Here is a 22,194-nt window from a genome sequence, read left to right as displayed (position 1 = left end):
GAAGGAGAGCAGCATGACTCAAAAGCACGACACCCTGACCACCCGCCAGGGGCACCCCGTGACCGACAACCAGAGCCTGCGCAGCGTGGGAGAACGCGGCCCGGGCACCCTGGAAAACTACCAGTTCATCGAGAAGATCACCCACTTCGACCGCGAGCGTATCCCCGAGCGCGTGGTGCATGCGCGCGGCACCGCCGCCCATGGGTACTTTGAACCCTATGGCACGATCGGCGACGAGCCGGCCAGCAAATACACCCGGGCCAAGGTGCTGACCAAAACCGGGGTCAGGACACCGATCTTTCTCCGCTTCTCCACCGTGATCGGCGCCAAGGAGTCACCCGAGACCGCTCGCGACCCACGTGGCTTTGCCATCAAGTTCTATACCGAAGACGGCAACTGGGATCTGGTCGGCAATAACCTGAAGGTGTTCTTCATTCGTGACGCCATCAAGTTTCCTGACATGATCCACGCCTTCAAGCCCGATCCGGTGACCAACCGCCAGGAGCCCTGGCGGTTCTATGACTTCGTACAGCACCATCCCGAAGCGCTGCATATGGTCACCTGGGTGAAAAGCCCTTGGGGTATTCCGGCCAGTTACCGGGAAATGCAGGGTTCCAGCGTCAACACCTACAAGCTGGTAAACGAGGACGGTGTGGCCGTGTTGTGCAAATTCTCGTTCGAGCCCAAGCAAGGCGTGCGCAACTTGACCAGCGAGCAGGCCGCGCAGATCCAGATGCATGACATCGGACACGCCACCAAAGACCTGTATGAAGCCATCGACCGCGGCGATTTCCCGGAATGGGAAATGTGCGTGCAGGTGATGTCGGACGATGCCCATGACGAGCTGCCGTTCGACCCGCTGGACGACACCAAACGCTGGCCCGAGGATCAGTTCCCGTTGCTGCCGGTAGGCCGCATCGTACTCGACCGCAACCCGTCCAACGTGTTTGCCGAAACCGAACAATCAGCGTTCGGCACCGGGGTGCTGGTGGACGGCATCGACTTCTCGGACGACAAGATGCTGCAGGGCCGCACCCTGTCCTATTCCGATACCCAGCGTTATCGCGTGGGACCTAACTACCTGCAACTGCCCATCAATGCACCGAAATGCCCTTACGCGACCAACCAGCGCGACGGCCAGATGACCTACAAGGTGGACGGTGCCGGCGAGAACCCCCACGTCAATTACGAGCCCAGCTCTGAAGGCGGTCTGCATGAAGCACCGCGCAACGGCCCCGATTACAAGCAATGGGTGGAAGGTCACGTGGGCCGCTACCAGACCAGCAAGACCGCAGCGGACTATCAGCAGACCGGGGAGCGCTATCGCACGTTCGAAGACTGGGAACGTGAAGACCTGATCGCCAATATCGTCGGCGACCTCAAGCAGTGCCCGGAGAACATCCAGTTGCGGATGATCTGGCACTTCTGGCATTGCGATCCGGACTACGGTCAGCGGCTCGCGCAGGGTGTCGGTGTCGATCTGGAGAAGGCCAAGGCCCTGCCGCCGCTGCCCAACCGTCCGGCACCGGGTCAGGACCGCCCTGCCCCCACACTGGTTGACGGCCAGCGGGAAGCTGCGGACAAATCAACGCCCACGCAGCGAGCGTGACCTCCTGACCCAACGCGGCATCGACGATGTCCGGCCGCTGCGCCGGGCATCGTCAACTCATATTGCCAACGCCTGCTGGACTGCTGCCGAGTGCTTTCCGGCAACGTGGCCCTGACCTCAGAACCCCGCCGCGTGCCCATCCCGACGGCTGTCGCTGGCCGCCACGTAGCCGTGGTCGGCGTCGTCGGACAGCTTCCAGATGAACTGGCCCGAGCCAAAATCCATGTACGGGTCCTCCACCGATTTCAATCGATGGCCTTTTTCCGCCAGGCCCTGTACTGCCGCGGTGTTCATGCTGGCTTCCAGGTCCACCGAGAAATCCTGATTCACTTTCCAGCGTGGCGCATCGCACGCCGCCTGGGGTTGCTGCTGGTAATCGAGCATGCGCACCAGGGTCTGGACGTGGCCTTGCGGCTGCATATCACCGCCCATCACGCCGAAGCTCATCTGTGGCACGCCGTTCTTGGTGAGGAACGCCGGGATGATGGTGTGGAACGGCTTCTTGCCCGGCGCCACGACATTGGCCGAGGCCGGATCGCTGGAGAAACCGGCGCCGCGATTCTGCAAACTGATGCCGTAACCGGGCACCACGATGCCGGAACCGAAGCCCATGTAGTTGGACTGAATGAACGAGACCATCATGCCGTCCTCGTCGGCGGCGCTCAGGTACACGGTGCCGCCGGATCTGGGCATGCCGAAGCCAGGATGGCTGGCCCTGGACGGGTCGATCAGTCTGGCGCGGCTGGCCAGATACGCAGGGTCAAGCATCTGCTCGGGCGTCACGTCCATGCTGGTTGGATCGGCCACATAACGGTACACATCAGCGAAGGCCAGCTTCATGGCTTCGATCTGCAAGTGCTGGGACTGCGCGCTATCCACTGGCAGGCTCGCGAGGTCGAAATGCTCCAGCATGCCGAGGGCGATCAATGCTGCGATGCCCTGCCCGTTCGGTGGAATCTCGTGTACGTCGTGGCCGCGATAGCGCTGGGAAATCGGCTTGACCCACTCCGGCTGATAGCTGCGCAAATCATCCAGCGTCAGTGAACCGCCGGTGGCTTTGGCGTAATGGGTTATCGCCTCGGCGATCTCGCCTTCGTAATAGGCCCGCCCACCTTGCTGCCCCAACAGACGCAGGGTGCGCGCGGCGTCCTTGAATTTGAACAGCTCGCCGGTCTTCGGCGCTCGGCCGCCGGGCATGAAGGTATCGGCAAACCCCGGCTGATCGTGCAGTGCAGGAATGGCCGCGGCCCATTTGTGGGCGACAATGGGCGCCAGGGTGATGCCGCGTTCGGCGATCTCGGCAGCCGGTTCCAGCACGTCGGCAAACGGCAGCTTGCCGAAGCGTTCGTGCAACGCGGCCCAACCAGCGACGGCGCCCGGCACGGTGACCGCGTCCCAGCCGCGCACCGGGCGTTTCACATGGCCGTTGCCGTCTTCACCGTAACGCTTGCGGAAGTGATTCAGGTCCCAGGCTTTGGGTGCGTGCCCGGAGGCGTTCAGGCCGTGCAACTGCTTGCCGTCCCAGAGGATGGCAAAGGCATCGCTGCCCAGCCCGCACGACACCGGCTCGACCACCGTCAATGTCGCGGCGGCGGCAATCGCTGCGTCAACGGCGTTGCCGCCGGCCAGCAGGATGCGCACGCCGGCCTGAGCGGCAATCGGATGGGAGGTGGACACTACGTTGCGCGCAAACAACGGGATACGCGTAGTGGGATAAGGGTTTTGCCAGTTGAAAGACATGAAATGCTCCATTAACGCTTGCTTTGACGAGCCGCTCCGGGCTCCCAGAAAATGACCCGGCGTTGCAACCAGCGTACCGTCTGCGCACCGCACAGCCCGATCAACGCCAGCAGCACCACGCCGGAAAACATGGTCGACAGGCTCATGCTCACCGAGCTTGAGGCGATCATGTAGCCCAGCCCGCGCTGCGCAGACAGGAACTCACCCACCACGGCACCGATCAGCGCCAGGGACACGCCGATCTGCAATCCGGCAAAGATTTCTCCCGCCGCCGAGGGCAGCTTGACGTGGATCAGCAGGTACAACCGCGACGCCGAGAAGGCGCGACACGCATCCAGCAGTTCGGGATCGGTACGGCGAATGCCGTTGACGGTATTGACGAACAGTGGAAAGAAACACACCAGCGCGACCAGCACGATCTTGGACGCCAGCCCGAAGCCGAACCACACCAGAATGATCGGCCCCAACGCGACCTTCGGCGTGGCTTGCAGGCCGATCAACAGCGGATAGACAAAGCGCTCGAACGTCTGCGATTCGGCCAGCAACGCTCCCAGCCCAATGGCCAGCACGCAACCGATCAGATAGCCGCTGAGCATCTCGGTCACGGTCGCGCCGATATGCGGCCACAGCGTGCCGCTGGCAAAACCGTCGGCCAGGGCATCAAACACGGCCATGGGTGGCGGCAGTACGTAATCCGGAATCTGGAGCAGCACCACGGCCGCCTGCCAGATGGCAACCAGCACCGCCAGGCTGATCAGCGGATACAGCACAGAGTGCAGTCTATTCATGGGTAAAGTGCCTGCGCAGGTGGTGGCAAAGCGCCGTGAACTCGGGGTCGGCCAGGGTTCCCAGGGTGCGCGGCCGCGGTAGCGCAATGGGCAGCTCATCGATGATCCGCCCCGGTCGCGGCGACATCACCAGCACCCGGTCGGCCAGGAACACCGCTTCCTGGATGCTGTGGGTGATGAACAACACCGATTTGCGCTGCTGGCTCCAGATGCGTTGCAGCTCCAGGGTCAGCAGTTCGCGTGACAACGCATCCAGCGCGGCGAACGGCTCATCCATCAGCAGCAGGTCCGGATCGTGCAGCAGCATGCGGGCGATGCCGACGCGTTGCTGCATGCCGCCGGACAGTTCGAACGGGTAGTCGTTGGCAAACGCCGCCAGGCCCACCAGTTCCAGCAGTTGCATCGCACGCTCCACAGCCGGCCGGCGCTCCAGGCCTAAAGTCCGGGCCGGCAGCAACACGTTGTCCAGCACGGTTTTCCAAGGCAGCAGATTGGGTTTCTGGAACACCACGCCGGTTTCCGGGCTAGGGCCTGCAACGCCTTTGCCCGCCAGTTCGATCTGCCCACTGGACGCCGCGAGCAAGCCCGCCGCCAGCTTGAGCACCGTGGATTTGCCGCAACCGGAAGGCCCGAGCAGCGCGACGAATTCACCGGGAGCGATGCTCAGGTCCACGTCAGCCAGGGCCTGGATTTCCCCGCGGCGAGTGGCGTAGGTCAGGCCCACGTCACGCAGTGCCAGCGCGGCACTCATGACTGCGCTCCCTTGGCGTCCACGGCGGCAGCCAGAAAATCCAAGACGCGGGCCCAACTGTGGCGGTTGGCGGCGGCATTGGCGGCCGGCGTTCCACCGCCGCTGATCATCACGCCGGCCACCGGATGGCGCCTGGCGATCTGGGTGGTCGGCACATAGGGCAAGCCGATGGCATGGCCAGCCCCTTCGTTGCGCACATGCTCCACCGGCCAGGGATGATTGCCTTCAGACAGGTCGGCCGCGATGCGCGCGCTGTACTCGGTGGACGGCCAGAAGCCGTCGTCGGTGCCGGAAATCAACAGCAGCGGCCCGTTGATCTGTTCCACCGCAATACGTGCCGCCGCAACGAACTCTGCCCCACGCTCCACGTTGCTGAACGCCGGCGCCTGGCGAATCGCCGCGCCAGGCGCCGGCGGTTGATCGAACCAGCGCCAGTCAGCAAAGGGGTTGTCGCGCCAGACATTGCGCAGCGCCCGACCTTGCCAGGTCCACGCGTCGGCATCCCGCGGCTGATCGGGACGCCCCGCGCGCAAGGTGCCATGCACCACTGCACTGGGCACATAGCCGATCACCGCCGACACCCGCTCGGGAAAAGTGGCACCCAGAATCAACGCCAGTTCGCCGCCCCGGGACAACCCGGCCACGGCAATGAAACCGTGCCTGGGCGCCAGGGTTCGCGCAACCCAGTGCAGCGCCGTCTGGAAATATTCCAGCGGCGTATCGGAAATGTGGTCGGCCAGGCCCGGCGCCTTGAAATAGGCCAGCGCAAAGCCGATGTAGCCATGGGCCGCATACAGCGCGGCGCGTTGCTCCGGCGTGCCGCCGCCCGAGCCGTTGAGAACGATCACCACCGGATGCGGGCCTTCGCCAGCAGGCAGGAACAACAGGCCGGACAAACCGTCGTCCGTCACCTGACGCCAGGTCACGCCCGGCGCCAGAAAGCGTTGGGTAAAGGCACCCGACGCCGTGTTGCTTTCGGCATCCTGAAGCTCGACGTCGAAGGTCAGCGGCGCAATGCCCTCGCTGAGCGCGGGCGTTACCGGCGGCGCCAGCTGCTGCAACGCCCAGACCGGCGCCATCGGCTCCGACTCGCTCCAGTCGCCGGAGTGTGGCCGCTGAGCGTCGACATCCAGCTGTCCGTCGTGGCCGATCTCGTAGCGCGCCTGGCTGCGCCAGTGACTGCCGTCCGGATGCGCCAGGCGGGTGACGAGGGTCGCCGGCCCCGTTGCCAGACCATTGGCCGTGATCCGCCGCGGCTGATCGATCAGACCGTCCGGCAGGTCGATGGTCAGGCGGATGCTCATTTGGCGGCCTCCGCACGCTTGCGCAGTGCCGCCTGGTCGAAATCACTGAACGACGCCACGAATTCGTTGGAGAAGATCTGCTCCACCGGCACCTCGGCGGTGGGAAACTCGCCGGCCTCGGCCATGGCTGCAATGGCCTTCTTGATCACATCCAGGTCGTATTCGCCGGGAATCCGGGCGCTGCCGTCAGGCCGATACAGAGTTCGTTGCAGGCGTCGTTCCAGCAGCGTTCTGGCATCCGCCAGGCCTTTGCCTTCGGCATCCGCCGGTTTGCTTTCCGGATGCTGACGCCAGAACGCCTGCACGCAGAAGGTCGGATTGGCTTCACAGACCCGCTGCGCCTCGGTGTAGGCGCGGCCGAAGCGGCGGATCAGGTCCGGGTTGTCGCGGAAGGTGTCCTGATGGGCGACAAAGCCGTTGCCGGGGTTTTCCTGGAATACCGCCGGGTAGGCGATGCGCCGGATCGCGGTGCCGGACAGTTCCAGCATGTCGTCCCAGCTGTTGTTGAAGTTCAGCGCGTCCACCTGCTTGTTGCGCAGCGCCTGGAACCCCGCGCCCAGTGCGCCGACGGCCACGAACTCGACATTCTCGCCCGGCTTCAGACCGGCGACTTTCAGCGCGGCGCGACTGTTGGGCAGAGTGCCCCAGGTCAGCGCGCCAACGCCGATCTTCTTGTCTTTCAAGTCCGCCAGGGTCTTGATCGGCGAATCGGCCAGCACTGCGTATTCCAGGGTCTGGCTCGGTACGCCGTTGTAGAAATAGCGCACCGGCAGCGGGTTCTTGCCGTTGAAGTAGCTGGAAATGACTGGCTCGGCGACCGGAAAACCGAAGGTCACGCGCTTGCTGGCGACCTGGGGCAACAAGGCGCCGGCGCCCTGAAACACCACCACCTCGACCGACAGGCCCTGGTCCTTGAACAGCCCCAGTTCCTGGGCGGCGGCATACGGCGCGCCGTCGTGCACGGCGGGCGGGATCGCCAACGCGACCGTGACCTCGTCCAGCGCATAGGCCGAACCTGCGCATGACAATGTAAAAGCAGCGCACGCCAGTGCAAGCGGCGACAAACGGGTAAGGCGCATAGACAGATCCTTGAATGATGGGTGATCAGGAATTAACGGGCTGACGTGCTTGTTCCGCGCCCGCCTGTTGCAGACGCCGATGAGCGTCGGCCAGCAAGGCGGGCCTATCGATCTTGTTGGTGGTAGCCAGCGGCAGCGCGTCGACCAACCACACGCGCCTGGGATGCTGGTACGCCGGCGCGTGTTCAAGGGTGAAGGCCTTGATCTGCGCTTCGCTGGCTTCAGCGCCGTCACGCAGCACCACGAACGCCATGGGTTTGAAGCCCTTGATCTCGTCTTCCACCGGCACGACGCAGGCCTGTTGAATGGCCGGGTGGCGTTCCAGCAGCTTTTCGATTTCGCCGGGATAGATGTTCTCGCCACCGCTGACGAACATGTCATCGCGGCGCCCGACAAAGGTGTAGAAACCGTTTTCGTCACGGCGAAACACATCACCGGTCACGTAGAAACCATCGGCGGTGAACGGCGTGCGCAGATCGGGGCGGTTGTGGTAACCGGACATCAAACCGGGGCTTTTCAGCTCCAGCACGCCTTCGCTGCTCTCTTGCCCGGCTTCGTCACGCAGACGCAACTGCACTTGCGGATGGGCATAGCCCACTGACAACGGCGGATTCGGCAAGCCATCCGGATGCGCGCCGAACACCACCGGGCCGCCTTCGGTGGTGCCATAGGCGTTGATTACCCGGGCGTTGGGCAGCAACCGATGGATCTGTTCAAGCAGGCTGGCGCTGACCGGTGCCGAGCCCATCCTGACCACGCGCACCGAACTCAGGTCGGCGTTTGCCAGACGCTCGCGTTCGCGCAGCATCATGGCAATCATCGGCGGCACGGCGGTCAGCCAGGTGCAGCGGTAGCGCTTGATCGCGTCGATGTAGCTGGAGGCGGTGAATTGCGGCAGCAGCAAGGCCGTTGCGCCGCTGGCCAGTGTCAGCAGCGCCAGTGCCAGGGCATTCATGTGATACAGCGGCGCGGCGATCAGTGCCCGCTCCTGCTCCAGGGAGGTCGCCAGCAAGCGGGTGCGCACCACCCACAAGTGGGCGGCATGGCTGAGCAATACGCCCTTGGGTTGGCCCGTCGAACCGGAGGTATAAAGCATCATTGCCGGTTCATCGGCCTTGGGCTGGAAGGCGTCGAAAGGACCTGGATCGATGAACTGATCCAGCCCATCTTCAGTGCGGCGCACCAGCGATACCTGCGGCAGGTTCGCCGGGCAGGACGACGCACGGTCCGGATCGCAGAACACCAGGCGTGCGCCGCTGTCGGCCACGACATATTCGATCAATGCATCGGGAAAACGGTAGTTGAGCGGCACCGCCACCAGCCCGGCGCGCATGATGCCCAACACCACGGCGATGAACTCCACGGAGTTGGCGGCCAGCAATGCGATGCGCTCGCCCTGGGCATAGCCGCGAGCACTCAAGGCTCGGGCCACGGCGTTGGCGAGTTGGTCCAGCTCGTCGAAACGGTAGCCGCACGCCAGGCTATCGGCATCCAGGCCGATGAACGCCAGGCGCTCGCTCGGGCTGTGCGCGCCGATCACCTCGCCCAGATTACGAACAGCGTTATTCATGGGATGAACTCAAGCAAGGTGTCGAACGTCGCAATGGCAACCGTGACGCGCGAGGACTCGGCCCGATGCGCCAGACCCATGCGCGCTGCGCGTTGTGCCAGATCTTTGAGGTCCGCGCCACGCAACGTGATGGCGGCGAAGCGTTCGAAACGGGGTGTGAAGCCCTGAGCCAGATCGCCGAAGCGCTGATCCAGGGTGGCGACATCAATCACATCGAGCTGAAAACGCTCATCGAAAACCCCGAGTCGGGCGTACTGCTCGCAGGTCTGCTGCGGGTTTTCGCTGACGATGGTCAGGCCGCTGACCGCCGTGGCGCCGTTGGCATGGCCGAGCCACTCTGGTCGCCAGACCAGCTCGGGTGTTTCGTGATGACAGAAGTAGACCCGCCCGGCCGCGAACTGCCCCGGCACCAGGCGTACCGTGCCGAAGCGAGCTTCTTCGTTCGCACCGTCGATCTCGACAGGCCGCGAGAAATGTTGCACCGGCTGGACCAGAAAACCCTGGCGCACCAGTTCGGCATGGGTGGCTTTCGGGTCAGCGCTGGCCAGCACCAGACCGTCGATCCCCTGCGGGCTGTCGAGCACTTCCTGACGCAGTCTGTCGGTGCCCAGCGGCAGCCCGATCAACTCCAGGTACCCATCGGCAAACATCATCAGGTGGTTGATCGAACCCAGGGAATGATGCCCGCGCGGCGTCAGGGTAAAGCCCAGCGCGGTGAACAGCGCCGCAGCGGCATCCGTGTCGAAGCGAGTGTTTATGACCAGATGGTCCAGTGCGGCGCTCATGGCTCAGGCCTTCGCTACAGGTGTCGAGTACAGGCCGCGGCCGCTGGCCACCAGGTTGCCTTCGGTGTCGAACACCTGGGCTTCGGCCACCGAGAACTGCTTGCCGGACTTGATCACTTTGCCGGTGGCGCGCAGGTCGCCCTTGGCGGCGCGGTGGTAATCGACACGCAGGTCGATGGTCGGCACGCCCTTGCCGGTTTTCGAGACCAGCGCCCAGTCGGCCGTCAGGTCGACCAGTGCCGCGAGAATGCCGCCATGGGTGTAGCCGCCATCCACGTTGACCACCCATTCTTCGCGCCACTTGGCGCTGAGTTCGATGCTGCCCTCGCCCACCTCGAGTACCTGCAGGCCCAGCCACTGGTGGTATGGGCCTTTGAGCAGACGTGCCTGGATATCTTCAGCGGTTGGCAGTGTGTTGTCGGTCATGGTGTGTTCCTTCAGAGCGAATGGGGTCGGTAATCCTGCGCACCGGCTTGCGGAACGCAGGCGCAAAAGGCGCAGGCGTGGCGTCAGGGTTTGACGACCACCTTGCCCAGCACTTCGCGGTCGCGAATCAGCGCCAGGCCTTCGGCGGCCTGTTCCAGCGGCAGCACGCGGTCGATGATCGGGTCGATCCTGCCTTCGGCGATCAGGTCGAGCAGGCCGACCAGGTTGTCCTCGTAGAAGCTGTTCGAGCCCTTGATGTTCAGCTCGAAGCTCCACACGTAACGCAGGTCTTCCTTGGGGTCGTGGCCTGCCGTCGCGCCGCAGACCAGCAAAGTGCCGCCGCGCTTGATGCACTTGAGCGACGGCAGCCAGGTGTCGCCACCGGTGAAATTGATGACCACATCCACGCCGCCTTCGTGGGTGCGACGCTGCGGCTTGCCGTATTGGCCGATGGCCCATTTGGAGAAATCGGTATCGCGGTAGTTGATGACATGATCGGCACCCAGCTCCTTGAGGCGCGCGGCCTTTTCGTCACTGCCGGCGCAGGCGATGACTTCGGCACCCAGCAGTTTGGCGAGCACGATGCACGCGGTGCCGACGCCGCCGCTGGCACCCAGGATCAGCACCCGGTCGCCGGCCTTGACCGTGTTGTGGGTGATGAGCATGCGATGCGCGGTGCCATAGGCCACCGGCAATGCCGCTGCCTGTTCGAAGCTGACCGCCTCGGGCAGGCGGATCAACTGACGGGCATCGACCAGCGCGTACTCGGCCATGCCGCCGTCGACCATTTCGCCCATCAGGCCGACATCCGGCTTGAGCGGATTGATCAAAACCCGCTCCCCGACTTCCCAGCCCTCCACGCCCTCACCGATCTCGCTGATGGTGCCTGCCAGATCCAGGCCAATGACCACCGGCAGCGGCACCTTGATGCCCGGCATGCCTTTGACGGTAAACACGTCGTGGTAATTGAACGACGAGGCACCTACGCGGATCAGCACATGCCCGGTGGCGACTGCCGGGACCGGCTTGTCGGAGACCACCTGCAACCGGTCAAGGTCGCCGTGTTCGTTGAGTACCAGGGCTTTCATGGTTTTGCTCACAGTCGTTGTCTCCGTGATTACTTGAGGGTTTTCGATTGGATGTAGGGTTGGGTGACGAACAGGTCCGGCTTGAGCTCGCCTTTGATCAGGCCGCCCTTGGCGAACACTTCATGCTCACGACGCAGGGTTTGCAGATCCTGAGGCTCGAACGCCAGACGGTTCATGGCGTTCCACTGGCCGACGTAAACCCGGGCGTCGTTTTCCGGGAGGTTTGCGCTTTTCTTGAGGATGGAGACCACTTCGTCGGGGTGGGCATCGCCCCACGCCAGGGTGTCGCGCAGCGCGGCGATGACTTTGGTCACCGTTTCGGGATGGGCGTCGACCAGCCTGGCGCTGACCGCGCCGACGCCGATGTACGGCACCGCTTCGGACTGGGTGAGGGTTTTCCACTCATCTGCAAAGCTGCCCAGGCGCTTGAGCTTGAGCTCGTCGCCCAGCTGGGCGATGGTCACTGAACGCAACGCTGCGCCGTCGACCTGCTTCTGCGCCAGGAACTGCGCCAGACGCGCTTCGTTGCCGCCCACCAGCGAGAAATCGTTGACGCCGATGCCGTGGTTACCTTCCAGCACCGCGCTGGCGATCACCGCCACCGAGGAACCGGCGGGCGACATGCCTATTTTTTTACCCTTGAGTTCGCTGATCGAGTTGATCGGCGAATCGGCCGGCACCACGAACTGCACATCCGCCGGTTGGGTCGCGGCGAAAATTCTGATCGGCACGCCTTCCGCCGCCGAGCTGAACACCCCGGCCAGTGGCGCGCCGAAGGCCAGGTCGATGGAGTCCGCGGCCAGTGCCCGAATCGGCGCATTCACGTCCGGGAAATGGAAAAATTCGGCTTCGATGCCACGCTTGGCCAGGAAGTCCTTGGCTTCCAGCACCGAGCCGTAGCCCAGGCTGACGCCGCTGGTCCAGTAGCCGATCCGGACTTTCTCCGCCGCCTGGGCAGCCAGGGGCAACAAAGCGGTCGCAGCCAACGCGGCGACGGCAATCAATTTACGCATGAGGGCAGAACCTTTAGTGGTGTGTGACGGGGTTTAGAGGCTGGGTTCAGGAACTGTGAGGTTTCCAGCGGAACAAACGGCGCTCCAGGGGTTTGAGCACCCCGGCTTCGAGCAGCAACATCAAGGCGACCAGCAAAACGGTCCAGGCGAACACCTGATCGCTTTGCACCAGATCCGCCGCCTGCCGCAGGCGATAGCCGATGCCGTCGGACGCGCCAAGGGTTTCGGCGACCAGTGACACCCGCCAACCGAAACCGAAAGCCAGGCGTGCACCGGAAAAGAAATACGGCAGGATGCTGGGCAGGGAAATCTTCAGCAGGATCTGCAACCGCGACATGCGGAACGACCGAGCCAGTTCCACGTATTGCCGCTCCACGGCCTGGGCGCCCTGCCAGACATTGGTCAGCACCAGCGGCATGGCAGTCATGAACACCACAAATACGGTGGTGGCGTCGGAAATGCCGAACCAGATAATGGCGAAGATCGCCCAGATCGCTGACGACACGGTGTTGAACACCGCCAGCATAGGCTCGAAAAACCGCGCCAATACGCGGCTGGTGCCCAATGCCAGCCCCAGCGGCGTACCAATCGCCACCGCCAGCAGGAAGCCGCTGAACACCCGGCCCATGGTTGCGCCAATATCGTGGAGGAACGTCTGGCTATGAATCAGTCCGTCTAGCGCCGTGAGCACTTTTTGCGGGCCGGGCAATACAAATGACGGCACCTTTCCAGCGGCGTACCACCAGAGCACGGCGAAAAACGCGACCAGTGCGAGTCGTTGCAGGGCCAGGCTGGAAAAACGTTTGGCGGTTTCCATCTCACACCTCCAGGCGCAGCTGGCGAATCTGCTCGGTCACTGCTGCATCGGTCGGGATGCGCGGTCGCGACAGACCCGGTTGCTTGACGGCACGGATGCGTCCGGGACGGGGTTCGAGAACGACGACCCGGTCCGCCAGCACCACGGCCTCCTCCACGTCGTGAGTGACGAATATGACGGTCATGCCGGTCAACGCCTGCAGGCGCAGCAGCTCTTCATGCATCTGGCTGCGGGTGTGCGGGTCGAGTTTGGAAAACGGTTCGTCCATCAACAGGATGGCGGGCTGCACCACCAGGCTGCGCGCCAGGGCAACGCGACTGCGCATGCCACCGGAAAGCTGGTGCGGCCAGGCGTTGGCAAAATCGGCAAGGCCCACCAGTTGCACAACCTGCGCGACCCGCTGCTCACGCTCGCGCTTGCCCAGCGAGGTCGCCTCAAGCCCGAACGCCACGTTGGCCTTGACGCTGCGCCACGGCAGCAGACGGTCTTCCTGGAACATGTAGGCGATGCGTTGCCAGTCGCGAAATTGTCCGGCCGGTTCGCCGTCGATGGCCAACGAGCCACGGTCGGCACGCAGCAGGCCGGAGATGATGTTGAGCAAGGTGCTTTTGCCGCAGCCCGAGGTGCCCAGCAGCGCAATGATTTCGCCTTGCGCCGCGTCGAAACTGATATCGCGCAGCACTTCAAGGCCGTCGAAATGCTTGCCGATACCGCTCAGGCTGATGGCCGCCACGGCGGATTTCACGTCCAGCGTGGCCTGGACCTGCAACGCGGCATTCATCGTCCGAACCTCGCGGCCAGCAACGGCAACGACGCGCCGGCTTCACTGAGGCTGGCGTAGACTTTTTCCAGGGTCATGGCCTGGAACGTTTCGATATGGCGCCGGGCGATCAGCTCGGCGCGCTTGCAGTCGCCCTCTTCGAATGCCGCGATCAGTGCGTTGTGGTCGTGCTTGATCTCGGGCTTGGTGCCCTGCACGTTGAAACCCAACGCCACCAGCCGGCTCATTTCATCCATCAGGCTGGACAAGGTGCGCAGCAGCCGTTCGTTGCCGGTGGCCCGGGCGATTTCCAGGTGGAACGCCTTGTTGGCGTCCATGAACACATCGATCTGATCCGGCAGCGGCACCCGATGCCGAACCCGGCAGGCCGCTTCCAGTTCTTTCAAGCGAGCGATGTCGACCCGGCCGGTGGCCAGCCTGGCGGCCAGCGGCTCCAGCTGCACACGCAGAGTGAAAACCTCTTCGACGTCTTTAACGGTGACCGACGCGACCTGATAACCCTTGCGTGGGCGAGACGTCACGAGGTGCTCGTGGGAAAGCCGGGTCAGCGCGATCCGGCAGCTGCTCTTGCCGATCTGGTAGGTTTCCATCAGCCCCGGCTCGGTGATGTTCACCCCCGGCATCAACCGGCACGAGAGAATGTCACGACGTATACGTGCATACGCCGAATCTCCCTGACTGGCAGCATCGAAAACAGTGCCTTGAGCGGCATCGGACATGAGCATCGCGGCCTCGCGGAAAGAGTGTGGGCAGCTCACAGAGGCTGTCTGTGGGGCTTACCGATGGCCGCTAAGCTAGAACAAATGTTCTTGAACTCGAACGATTTGTTTCCGATATGCATATGCCATCCGCGCATAACGTAAGCGGCCCAGACGGCAATTCAGTGATAAAGGATTCGGGCGACGCATGTACTCGGGCGGGCCGCTCTCTGGAGAAGCCCGCATGCCGGCGAAGAGGCCTGTAAGCGTCACTTAGGCAATTTTTTATTCTTTTTCAAACACGCGTCATATACCCGCAGCCCGCGTCAATCAATACCCGTGGAACTTTGTGCCTATGCGTCGATAAGTCACAGGTGGCACTTCGTCACATGCTGTATCAAGTTGTACGATCACACGCCGATAGGGTCAGACAAACCACCCTACAAAAAGTGATACGTCGCATGAATTTGACCGTGAAAACCAAGCTGCTATGCCTCGCCATTGTCCCCGCGCTGTTATTCGCTCTGATTCTTAGCGGCGTAGCCTCGTGGATGTTGCAAAGCAGCGCCGATCAGGAAATGCAGGAAACCCGCGCCAAGCTGGTGGAGCGCAATCGGCAAGTGCTGGAAAACTACGTGCAAGTTGCCTACACCGCCATCAAGGGGCTGCATGACGCGTCGGCTACCGGCGACATGGCCGCGCGGGACCAGGCCATCGAACTGCTCAAACCCATGAAGTACGGCGAAGACGGTTACTTCTTCGGCTACGACACCAAGGGCGTGCGCACCTTCCGTGGCGACAGCCCGGCCGGTGTCGGCAAGAGCTTCTGGGACACCCGCGACCCGGATGGTTCGTACCACTACCAGACCTTTGTCGAAGTGGCGAAAAACGGTAAGCACTACGTCGACTACATGGCGCCCAAGCCCGGCGACGAAGCGGTGCAGGTCCCCAAACTGGGTTACACCCTGTATCTGGACAAATGGGACATGGTGCTGGGTAGCGCCATCAACATGGACGACATCGATGCCACGATGGCCCTGGAACAGCAAGCCGTAGCGAGCCGCACTCGCGCCATCCTGCTCAGCGTGTTCGCGGTCACTGTTGTGCTGTTGCTGATCACCGCCGTCGCTGGTGTGTTGACCGCCAACGGCATCGTGCGCCCACTGCGGGTTCTCAAGACCAACCTGGATGACATCGCAGCCGGCGACGGCGATCTGACCCACCGCCTGAAAGTGACCAGCCGCGATGAGCTGGGTGACCTTGCCACCTCCTTCAACCGGTTCGTCGACAAGATCCACTCCATGGTGCGCCAGGTTGCGCACATGACCACCGAACTCGGCGGCCTCGTCGAGCAGGCGACGCAGCAGACGTTGCGCTCGGAACAGGCCATGCAACGTCAGCGCGACGAGACCGATCAGGTCGCGACCGCGATTCACGAAATGTCCGCCGCCGCCCAGGAAGTTGCCCTCAGTGCCCAGCGCGCTGCCGAGGCCGCTGCGGAAACCGATCAGCAAGGCCAGGCCGCCCGCAAGGTGGTTGCCAGCAACATCACCGGTATGGATTCGCTGGTCAGCGACATTCGCCGGAGCGGTACCAGCCTCGATAGCCTGCAACAGGATGTGCGCTCCATCGTGTCGGTGCTCGATGTGATTCGTTCGATTGCCGAACAGACCAACCTGCTGGCGCTCAACGCGGCCATCGAAGCGGCACGCGCCGGTGAAGCCGGGCGTGGTTTTGCGGTCGTGGCCGATGAAGTCCGCGCTCTGGCCAGCCGCACACAGCAGAGCACTCAGGAAATACAGGGCATGATCAGCCGCCTTGAAACCGGCACCCATGCTTCGGTCGAGGCCATGCGCCGCTCCACTGAAGCCGGTGAAGGCGCCAACCAGCAGACCAACAAGGTCGGCGTGTCGCTGGATTCCATTTCCGAACTGATCGGCACCATCAACGCGATGAATGCGCAAATTGCCAGTGCCGCTGAAGAGCAGACTTCGGTATCCGAAGAGATCAACCGCAGCGTCACCCAGATCGCGACCGCCGTGGAAAATCTCGCCGATGAAACCGAGCAAAGCGCGCGAACCATGCGTGACGTTTCGACCCTGGGTGGCAACCTCAGCGCCTTGGTGGGTCAGTTCAAAATCTGATGAATCGTTTCACCTTGCCGCCTCGATAGTATCGGGCGGCAATTTCTGTTTTAGTTACATCCGGTTACTTAGCTTGCTCATGATTAGCTCGCAACCTATTGCTCTTTGTTCGCTGGAACATCGGCACTCCATAACAAGAAACCAGGCACTAAAAAAATAACCAGGCACACCCGTGTTCAGTCTCAGGAGTATTGAAAGATGTTCGAGGACGACCTTTCTTCGGCGCGTCGCGATTTTCTTCGCAAGTCGCTGACCCTTATCCCCGTTGTAACCCTGGCCAGTACCGGCCTGACCTCCGCAGCCTTCGCCCAGACACCCGCCACCGATGCCGTCAAGGACGCACCCGGCGCAGCCGCGCGCCCTGCAGGCGACTACAAGCCGAGCTTTTTCACCGCCCAGGAATGGGCGTTCGTCGTTGCGGCCTGTGATCGGCTGATCCCGTCCGACCACGTCGGGCCGGGCGCGGTCGAGCTTGGCGTGCCGGAATTTCTCGACCGGCACATGCAGTCGCCTTATGCCCACGGCGCCATCTGGTACATGCAGGGTCCGTTTCTGGAAGCTGCGCCCGAATTCGGCTATCAGGGTCGCCTGAATCTTCGCGAAACCCTGCGCGTCGGGATCAAGGCCGTCGATGCCAGCTGCAAGAAGAACTTCTCCGGCAAGGTGTTCGCCGAGCTTTCCCCGGCACAGCAGGAAGACCTGCTCAAGGCCGCCGAGGGCGGCAAGCTGGCGCTGGAAGACATCTCCTCGAAGCTGTTTTTCACCAACCTGCTCAATGAAGTTCGCAACGGTTACTTCGCCGATCCTTCCCACGGCGGCAACAAGAACATGGGCGCCTGGAAGATGATCGGTTATCCCGGCATGCGCGCCGATTACATGGACTGGATCACGGTGCGCGACAAGCCCTATCCAATCGGGCCGGTGGATCTTGCCGGACGCAGGGGTTGAGCATGGCGAACGTCAAACCGAAAGTAGATGCTGTCATTGTCGGCATGGGCTGGACCGGCGCGATCATGGCCAAGGAACTCACCGACGCAGGCCTGCACGTGGTGGTACTGGAGCGTGGCGCGGACCGCGACACCCAGCCCGATTTCGCCTACCCCAAAGTGGTCGACGAGCTGGAAGGTTCGGTGCATCGCCGCTATCTGCAAAGCCTGTCCCAGGAAACCGTGACAGCGCGACACAACCTGACCTCCACCGCCGTGCCTTATCGGCAGATGGGCTCGTTCAAGCCCGGCACCGGCGTTGGCGGTGCGGGCAGTCACTGGTCAGGCTGCCACTTCCGTGCCCTGCCGGAAGACTTCAAGCTGCGCAGCAACATCGAGCAACGCTACGGCGCCAAGTTCATTCCTTCGGACATGAGCATCCAGGACTTCCCGGTCACCTACGAAGAACTGGAACCGCATTTCGATCACTTCGAATACGTCTGCGGTACCTCCGGCAAGGCTGGCGTGATCAACGGTCTGAAGCAGCCCGGCGGCAACCCGTTCGAAGGCTCGCGCTCGCGGGAATTCGCGCTGGGACCAAACCCCAATTACCTGGGTGCGGAAATGTTCTACGGCGCGGCCCGGGAAATGGGCTGGGACCCGTATCCGATCCCTGCGTCCAACGCATCGGCGCCCTACGTCAACCCTTACGGTTGCCAGATGGGACCGTGCAACGCCTGCGGTTTCTGTAGCGACTACGGCTGCCTTAACTATTCCAAGGCCAGCCCGAACATCAGCATTCTGCCGGTCCTGCGCCCGCGCAAGAATTTCGAGTTGCGCACCAACGCTCAGGTGCTCAAGGTCAATCTGGACAGCGACGGCAAGAAAGCCACCGGCGTTACTTACCTTGACGCTCAGGGTAGCGAAGTCGAACAACAGGCCGACCTGGTCCTGCTGTGTGCATTCTCGCTGTACAACGTGCATCTGATGCTCCTGTCAGGCATCGGCAAGCCTTACGATCCGCACACCGGCGAAGGCACCATCGGCCGCAACTATTCCTACCAGAACCTCAATCGCGTGGTGCTGTTCTTCAACAAGGATGTGCAGGCCAACGGCTTCATCGGTATCGGCGGCTCCGGCACCACGATGGACAACCTCAACGGCAACCAGCTGGACAACGCCAAGGCCGGTTTCGTCGGCGGCGGCATCATCTGGGCGCGCCAGCCAGGTTCGGGCCCGGTGCGCGGGATCAACGTACCGCCCGGCACACCGGCATGGGGCACGGCCTGGAAGCAGGCGGCGAGCGACTCGTTCCGGCACTCGTTCTACTTCGAAGTCCAGGGTGCCTGCATGTCTTACAAGCAGCATTACCTGAGCCTCGATCCGACCTACAAGGACGGCTTCGGTCGACCGTTGTTGCGCATGAACTTCGACTGGCACGACAACGAGATCAAGGCATCGCAGTACCTGGTGGGCAAGGCGATGGAGATGTCGAAGATTCTCAATCCGGTGGCCATGTCCGGCGACGCCAAGAAGCCGGGCGAGCACTACAACATCACCAGATACCAGAGTACCCATACCTGCGGCGGCGCGATCATGGGCAGCGACTCGAAAACCTCGGCGTTGAACCGTTATCTGCAATCGTGGGACGTGCACAACGTATTTGCCATCGGCGCGAACGCGTTTCCGCAGAACAACGGCTACAACCCGACCGGCATGGTGGGTGCGCTGGCGTACTGGTCTGCCAGGGCCATTCGCGAGCAGTACCTGAAAAACCCCGGCCCGCTGGTTCAGGCATAAGGAGAAGACCATGAAAAAGCTTTTCCTGACCCTGATTGCGGTCGGCGTGGTGGTGTTCGTCGGTCTGCTAACGTTCGCCCTGTGGCCGACCTCCACCCCGGCCCTGACGGAATCCGCCAACGTCGATCAGGCGCTGGTCGACAGAGGCCGCTACCTGGCGGACGCCGGCGACTGTACCGCCTGCCATACCGCCAAGGGAGGCAAGCCGTTTGCCGGCGGCCTGCCGATTGCGTCACCGATCGGCGAGCTGTACAGCAGCAACATCACCCCGGACAAGGAGACCGGGATCGGCAACTACTCGCTGGCCGACTTTGATCGTGCGGTCCGCCACGGCATCGCCGCCAACGGCACCAGCCTGTACCCGGCCATGCCCTACCCGGCTTACGCGCGCACCAGCGATGACGACATACGCGCGCTGTACGCCTACTTCATGCGCGGCGTGGAACCGGTGAAAGCCGAAAACCGTGCCAACGACGTGCCCTGGCCGTTGTCGATGCGCTGGCCGCTGGCGATCTGGCGCAAGACCTTTGCGCCGACACCGCAAGCGGTCGCGTTCGATGCCGGTTCCTATGGAGACCCGCAAGTGGCTCGCGGCGCGTATCTGGTTCAGGGTCTTGGCCACTGTGGCAGTTGCCACACGCCTCGGGCAGTGACCTTGCAGGAAAAAGCGCTGGATGAATCCGGTGCCGAGTTCCTGTCCGGCGGGCCGGTGATCGATGGCTGGCTGGCGGTCAATCTGCGCGGCAATGCGGCCGACGGCCTGGGCAGCTGGAGCGCCGACGATATCGTCGCCACCCTGCGCAGCGGTCGCAGCACCACCCACGCCGTATTGGGTGGTGCGATGAACGATGTGGTGGTTCACAGCACCCAGCACCTGAACGATGAAGACCTGCACGCCGTGGCGGCGTACCTGAAAACCCTGAAGCCCAATGCCCGGGAAGTGTCAGCGTTCAAGGCCGATCCGACCACCGCCAAGGCCCTGGCCGAAGGTCGTGAAGACGATCGTGGTGCCGAGCTGTACATCGACAACTGCGCCGCCTGCCACCGGACCAACGGCCAAGGCTATGAGCGGGTGTTCCCGAAAATCGCCGGCAACTCGTCGGTGCTCTCGGAAGATCCGGTGTCGATGATTCGTCTGGTACTGGCCGGCAGCAAGTTACCGTCAACCGCAGCCGCTCCGTCGCAGCTGGGCATGCCCGGCTTCGCCTGGCGCATGTCGGATGAAGAAGTGGCCCAGCTGCTGACCTTCATCCGCAACAGCTGGGGCAACAAGGCCCCGGCGGTCACGGCCCGACAGGTCAAGGAACTGCGCGCGACCCTGCCGCAGGAATCGCCGGCCGTGAGCCGTACCGATATCGCCAAGCCTTAAGGAAACGGTGGGCCACGCAGGCTGTCGGGTGACCGACAGCCTGTTTTTTTGCCTGAAGGTTTAGCGCCGCGGCATGTCTGTGAAGGAGTTCTGGCTGTGGGCTCTTGCCGGGTCCCAGACCAGGCCCATGTCCACGTCCATGGCTGGAATCGGCCAAGAGGGTCACTCCTCGCCCGGAAAACAGGCTAGTCAGGCAAGCGTTGACCGAGTGGGATGTGCGATGACCGGTACTCAACGGCAGGACGAGGATGCTCAGCCTTTGCAAACGCCGGCGGCCGCAGGATCGTCGGGCACGAACGAGTCCGGCGCGCCTGGCTTCAAGACCACGTACCCGCGACGCCAGGGCTGGTCGTCGACCAGTTTCCAGCGGTGGCCGGAACCGGTGTTGTCTTCGGCCACCAGTACTTCACCGGGGTGCAGGGTAAATGTTTCGCCGGTGCGGGTCGCGAAATCCAGGGTGCCGGAGAGTGTAATGACGTACTGCGGTTCAGGGTCCTTGTGCCAGTCATAAGCGGCGTGCGCGGGGGTCTGTTTGAAGTGCACCGCCGTCACGTCGTTGCGCATCTTCTGGTTGATGGTGCCTTGCAACACATGGGAATTATCGTCTGCGCCGGTGCACAACTTGAATGCCTTGATTACATCCGCCGCCGGCGTGGCTGCCTGGGCGCAACCGAAGGTCGCAAGACTGACCGCAAGCACGGCGGCGCTTCGCAGCGTCAGGTCGCACAGGCTCTGCAGGGCAGGATGTCGCGGCGAAGGTCTTTTCTGATGCATTGAACAGGTTTCCTCGAGCAAAGGCGGGATGGACGTTAATTGCGCAGGCATGTTCCCTGCCGGACCGGCCTGCGACAATTAACAAATGTTTCACCCGCAACCACCGTGCTAGAGCGGTCCGGGCCACATCCGCCCTGCTCCCGGACCGCAAAGGTGCCGGGAGAACGAGGCGCCGACCCACTTAGTAACGCTGATAGCCCGAACCGAATTCCTTGCGGTTTTCAGCGACCACCACGCGACCGGTCGATTGGCTGTCGAACGGTGTGACGCGTGGGTTCGACGCCACCTTGCTGTCGGACGCCACCGTGCTGCTGACGGCCGCGACAGGACGTTGCGGCGTGGGGTCAGCACTGGCGAACGCTGCTGTGGGTGCCAGGATCGAGAAGGCCAGGGCCAATGCGAGAGATGCTTTCATGATTGATTACTCCAGTGAGTCGGGGTTGAACCGTTGGGTTGGAGCCACTGTATGGCGACGGGCCGCCTGTGAAAAACCACTGCGATGCATCCTGAATATCGACATCGCTGATAGTGCCGAGCGGCGTCTCTGTTACGCGGCTTGCATGTCGCCCGGCCAGCGCTAGGCGTGACGTTGGCCGAAGATTCGCAGTCAGGCATCAGGGCAATATCAGGCATCGCTCGAATATGTTTATTCCATTTGAGTATTTAAAGCGCATCACTTATATCGCTAAAGTCGTTAGCTGTGTGATGCGCATGAGGCGCGTCCTGGTCGAT

At 62.8% G+C, this 22,194-nt stretch carries 20 protein-coding genes and 1 pseudogene; 6 read left to right on the top strand and 15 right to left on the bottom strand.

Features of this window, described 5'->3' with window-relative positions:
* Nucleotides 1-13 precede the first annotated feature (13 nt).
* A complete protein-coding gene (locus tag EGJ27_RS01040; protein WP_125828840.1) occupies nt 14-1,609 on the top strand; it encodes a catalase in 1,596 nt (531 codons plus the stop codon).
* Nucleotides 1,610-1,726: 117 nt separating this feature from the next.
* On the opposite strand, the gene EGJ27_RS01035 is transcribed toward EGJ27_RS01040, so the two are convergent.
* The 13 genes from EGJ27_RS01035 to EGJ27_RS00975 form a co-directional block, all read right to left on the bottom strand.
* Entirely contained in the window at nt 1,727-3,349 is a 1,623-nt protein-coding gene (locus EGJ27_RS01035; RefSeq protein ID WP_125828838.1) for a gamma-glutamyltransferase family protein, read from the bottom strand.
* Between the two features lie 11 nt (nt 3,350-3,360).
* Nucleotides 3,361-4,137, bottom strand: a complete 777-nt coding sequence (locus tag EGJ27_RS01030; protein ID WP_125828836.1) for an ABC transporter permease — start codon at nt 4,135-4,137, stop codon at nt 3,361-3,363.
* Nucleotides 4,130-4,888, bottom strand: a complete 759-nt coding sequence (locus EGJ27_RS01025; RefSeq protein WP_125828834.1) for an ABC transporter ATP-binding protein — start codon at nt 4,886-4,888, stop codon at nt 4,130-4,132. Before EGJ27_RS01025 ends, EGJ27_RS01030 begins: the two co-directional genes overlap by 8 nt.
* Entirely contained in the window at nt 4,885-6,192 is a 1,308-nt protein-coding gene (locus EGJ27_RS01020; protein WP_125828832.1) for an acyl-CoA thioester hydrolase/BAAT C-terminal domain-containing protein, read from the bottom strand. Before EGJ27_RS01020 ends, EGJ27_RS01025 begins: the two co-directional genes overlap by 4 nt.
* Complete coding sequence (locus tag EGJ27_RS01015) at nt 6,189-7,271, bottom strand: ABC transporter substrate-binding protein (RefSeq protein ID WP_125828830.1); 1,083 nt, start codon at nt 7,269-7,271, stop codon at nt 6,189-6,191. Before EGJ27_RS01015 ends, EGJ27_RS01020 begins: the two co-directional genes overlap by 4 nt.
* Nucleotides 7,272-7,296: 25 nt before the next feature.
* Entirely contained in the window at nt 7,297-8,841 is a 1,545-nt protein-coding gene (locus EGJ27_RS01010; RefSeq protein WP_125828829.1) for a class I adenylate-forming enzyme family protein, read from the bottom strand.
* Nucleotides 8,838-9,626 (bottom strand): VOC family protein, encoded by a 789-nt coding sequence (locus EGJ27_RS01005; RefSeq protein ID WP_125828827.1) that lies wholly within the window; start codon nt 9,624-9,626, stop codon nt 8,838-8,840. The genes EGJ27_RS01010 and EGJ27_RS01005 overlap by 4 nt, the downstream gene beginning before the upstream one ends.
* 3 nt (nt 9,627-9,629) lie before the next feature.
* The gene (locus EGJ27_RS01000) at nt 9,630-10,052 is read right to left on the bottom strand and encodes a PaaI family thioesterase (RefSeq protein WP_125828825.1); all 423 of its coding nucleotides are present in this window, start codon (nt 10,050-10,052) and stop codon (nt 9,630-9,632) included.
* A gap of 83 nt (nt 10,053-10,135) precedes the next feature.
* Nucleotides 10,136-11,140, bottom strand: a complete 1,005-nt coding sequence (locus tag EGJ27_RS00995) for a zinc-binding dehydrogenase (protein WP_177522898.1) — start codon at nt 11,138-11,140, stop codon at nt 10,136-10,138.
* A gap of 29 nt (nt 11,141-11,169) precedes the next feature.
* On the bottom strand, nt 11,170-12,153 hold the full coding sequence (locus EGJ27_RS00990) for an ABC transporter substrate-binding protein (protein WP_125828821.1): 984 nt from the start codon (nt 12,151-12,153) through the stop codon (nt 11,170-11,172).
* A 46-nt stretch (nt 12,154-12,199) separates the two neighbouring features.
* A complete protein-coding gene (locus EGJ27_RS00985; protein ID WP_125828820.1) occupies nt 12,200-12,970 on the bottom strand; it encodes an ABC transporter permease in 771 nt (256 codons plus the stop codon).
* Nucleotide 12,971: 1 nt separating this feature from the next.
* On the bottom strand, nt 12,972-13,751 hold the full coding sequence (locus EGJ27_RS00980) for an ABC transporter ATP-binding protein (RefSeq protein ID WP_125828818.1): 780 nt from the start codon (nt 13,749-13,751) through the stop codon (nt 12,972-12,974).
* Nucleotides 13,748-14,476 carry a GntR family transcriptional regulator gene (locus EGJ27_RS00975; protein WP_218568041.1) on the bottom strand — a complete coding sequence of 243 codons (729 nt, stop codon included), beginning with the start codon at nt 14,474-14,476 and terminating at the stop codon, nt 13,748-13,750. Before EGJ27_RS00975 ends, EGJ27_RS00980 begins: the two co-directional genes overlap by 4 nt.
* Before the next feature lie 362 nt (nt 14,477-14,838).
* On the opposite strand from EGJ27_RS00975, the pseudogene EGJ27_RS25260 reads away from it, so the two are divergent.
* The 5 genes and pseudogenes from EGJ27_RS25260 to EGJ27_RS00955 form a co-directional block, all read left to right on the top strand.
* Nucleotides 14,839-15,735 (top strand): annotated as a pseudogene (locus tag EGJ27_RS25260) (cache domain-containing protein); the annotation flags it as partial.
* A gap of 15 nt (nt 15,736-15,750) precedes the next feature.
* Complete coding sequence (locus tag EGJ27_RS25255) at nt 15,751-16,593, top strand: methyl-accepting chemotaxis protein (RefSeq protein ID WP_371920828.1); 843 nt, start codon at nt 15,751-15,753, stop codon at nt 16,591-16,593.
* 198 nt (nt 16,594-16,791) lie between these two features.
* A complete protein-coding gene (locus EGJ27_RS00965) occupies nt 16,792-17,541 on the top strand; it encodes a gluconate 2-dehydrogenase subunit 3 family protein (RefSeq protein ID WP_125828814.1) in 750 nt (249 codons plus the stop codon).
* Nucleotides 17,542-17,543: 2 nt separating this feature from the next.
* Complete coding sequence (locus tag EGJ27_RS00960; protein ID WP_125828812.1) at nt 17,544-19,319, top strand: GMC family oxidoreductase; 1,776 nt, start codon at nt 17,544-17,546, stop codon at nt 19,317-19,319.
* A gap of 10 nt (nt 19,320-19,329) precedes the next feature.
* Nucleotides 19,330-20,688 (top strand): cytochrome c, encoded by a 1,359-nt coding sequence (locus EGJ27_RS00955; RefSeq protein WP_125828810.1) that lies wholly within the window; start codon nt 19,330-19,332, stop codon nt 20,686-20,688.
* 252 nt (nt 20,689-20,940) lie between these two features.
* Here the strand turns inward: EGJ27_RS00955 and EGJ27_RS00950 are convergent, their stop codons facing one another.
* Both EGJ27_RS00950 and EGJ27_RS00945 read right to left on the bottom strand, forming a co-directional pair.
* Nucleotides 20,941-21,462, bottom strand: a complete 522-nt coding sequence (locus tag EGJ27_RS00950; protein ID WP_125828809.1) for a hypothetical protein — start codon at nt 21,460-21,462, stop codon at nt 20,941-20,943.
* 181 nt (nt 21,463-21,643) lie between these two features.
* Nucleotides 21,644-21,877, bottom strand: coding sequence for a hypothetical protein (locus tag EGJ27_RS00945; protein ID WP_125828807.1), 234 nt, complete (start codon nt 21,875-21,877; stop codon nt 21,644-21,646).
* Nucleotides 21,878-22,194: the final 317 nt, after the last annotated feature.

Origin of the sequence: Pseudomonas sp. v388 (assembly GCF_003935425.1) — a bacterium.
In the GTDB taxonomy this organism is placed as follows: domain Bacteria; phylum Pseudomonadota; class Gammaproteobacteria; order Pseudomonadales; family Pseudomonadaceae; genus Aquipseudomonas.
This window is presented reverse-complemented; position numbering and strand designations above follow the sequence as displayed.

Coding starts and splice junctions, on each gene's coding strand:
- EGJ27_RS01040 (WP_125828840.1), top strand. CDS start 14: ATGACTCAAAAGCACGACACCCTGACCACCCGCCAGGGGCACCCCGTG.
- EGJ27_RS01005 (WP_125828827.1), bottom strand. CDS start 9,626: ATGAGCGCCGCACTGGACCATCTGGTCATAAACACTCGCTTCGACACG.
- EGJ27_RS00965 (WP_125828814.1), top strand. CDS start 16,792: ATGTTCGAGGACGACCTTTCTTCGGCGCGTCGCGATTTTCTTCGCAAG.
- EGJ27_RS00975 (WP_218568041.1), bottom strand. CDS start 14,476: ATGCTCATGTCCGATGCCGCTCAAGGCACTGTTTTCGATGCTGCCAGT.
- EGJ27_RS01035 (WP_125828838.1), bottom strand. CDS start 3,349: ATGTCTTTCAACTGGCAAAACCCTTATCCCACTACGCGTATCCCGTTG.
- EGJ27_RS01010 (WP_125828829.1), bottom strand. CDS start 8,841: ATGAATAACGCTGTTCGTAATCTGGGCGAGGTGATCGGCGCGCACAGC.
- EGJ27_RS25255 (WP_371920828.1), top strand. CDS start 15,751: ATGGTGCGCCAGGTTGCGCACATGACCACCGAACTCGGCGGCCTCGTC.
- EGJ27_RS01015 (WP_125828830.1), bottom strand. CDS start 7,271: ATGCGCCTTACCCGTTTGTCGCCGCTTGCACTGGCGTGCGCTGCTTTT.
- EGJ27_RS00985 (WP_125828820.1), bottom strand. CDS start 12,970: ATGGAAACCGCCAAACGTTTTTCCAGCCTGGCCCTGCAACGACTCGCA.
- EGJ27_RS00990 (WP_125828821.1), bottom strand. CDS start 12,153: ATGCGTAAATTGATTGCCGTCGCCGCGTTGGCTGCGACCGCTTTGTTG.
- EGJ27_RS00955 (WP_125828810.1), top strand. CDS start 19,330: ATGAAAAAGCTTTTCCTGACCCTGATTGCGGTCGGCGTGGTGGTGTTC.
- EGJ27_RS01030 (WP_125828836.1), bottom strand. CDS start 4,137: ATGAATAGACTGCACTCTGTGCTGTATCCGCTGATCAGCCTGGCGGTG.
- EGJ27_RS01025 (WP_125828834.1), bottom strand. CDS start 4,888: ATGAGTGCCGCGCTGGCACTGCGTGACGTGGGCCTGACCTACGCCACT.
- EGJ27_RS01000 (WP_125828825.1), bottom strand. CDS start 10,052: ATGACCGACAACACACTGCCAACCGCTGAAGATATCCAGGCACGTCTG.
- EGJ27_RS01020 (WP_125828832.1), bottom strand. CDS start 6,192: ATGAGCATCCGCCTGACCATCGACCTGCCGGACGGTCTGATCGATCAG.
- EGJ27_RS00945 (WP_125828807.1), bottom strand. CDS start 21,877: ATGAAAGCATCTCTCGCATTGGCCCTGGCCTTCTCGATCCTGGCACCC.
- EGJ27_RS00995 (WP_177522898.1), bottom strand. CDS start 11,140: ATGAAAGCCCTGGTACTCAACGAACACGGCGACCTTGACCGGTTGCAG.
- EGJ27_RS00960 (WP_125828812.1), top strand. CDS start 17,544: ATGGCGAACGTCAAACCGAAAGTAGATGCTGTCATTGTCGGCATGGGC.
- EGJ27_RS00950 (WP_125828809.1), bottom strand. CDS start 21,462: ATGCATCAGAAAAGACCTTCGCCGCGACATCCTGCCCTGCAGAGCCTG.
- EGJ27_RS00980 (WP_125828818.1), bottom strand. CDS start 13,751: ATGAATGCCGCGTTGCAGGTCCAGGCCACGCTGGACGTGAAATCCGCC.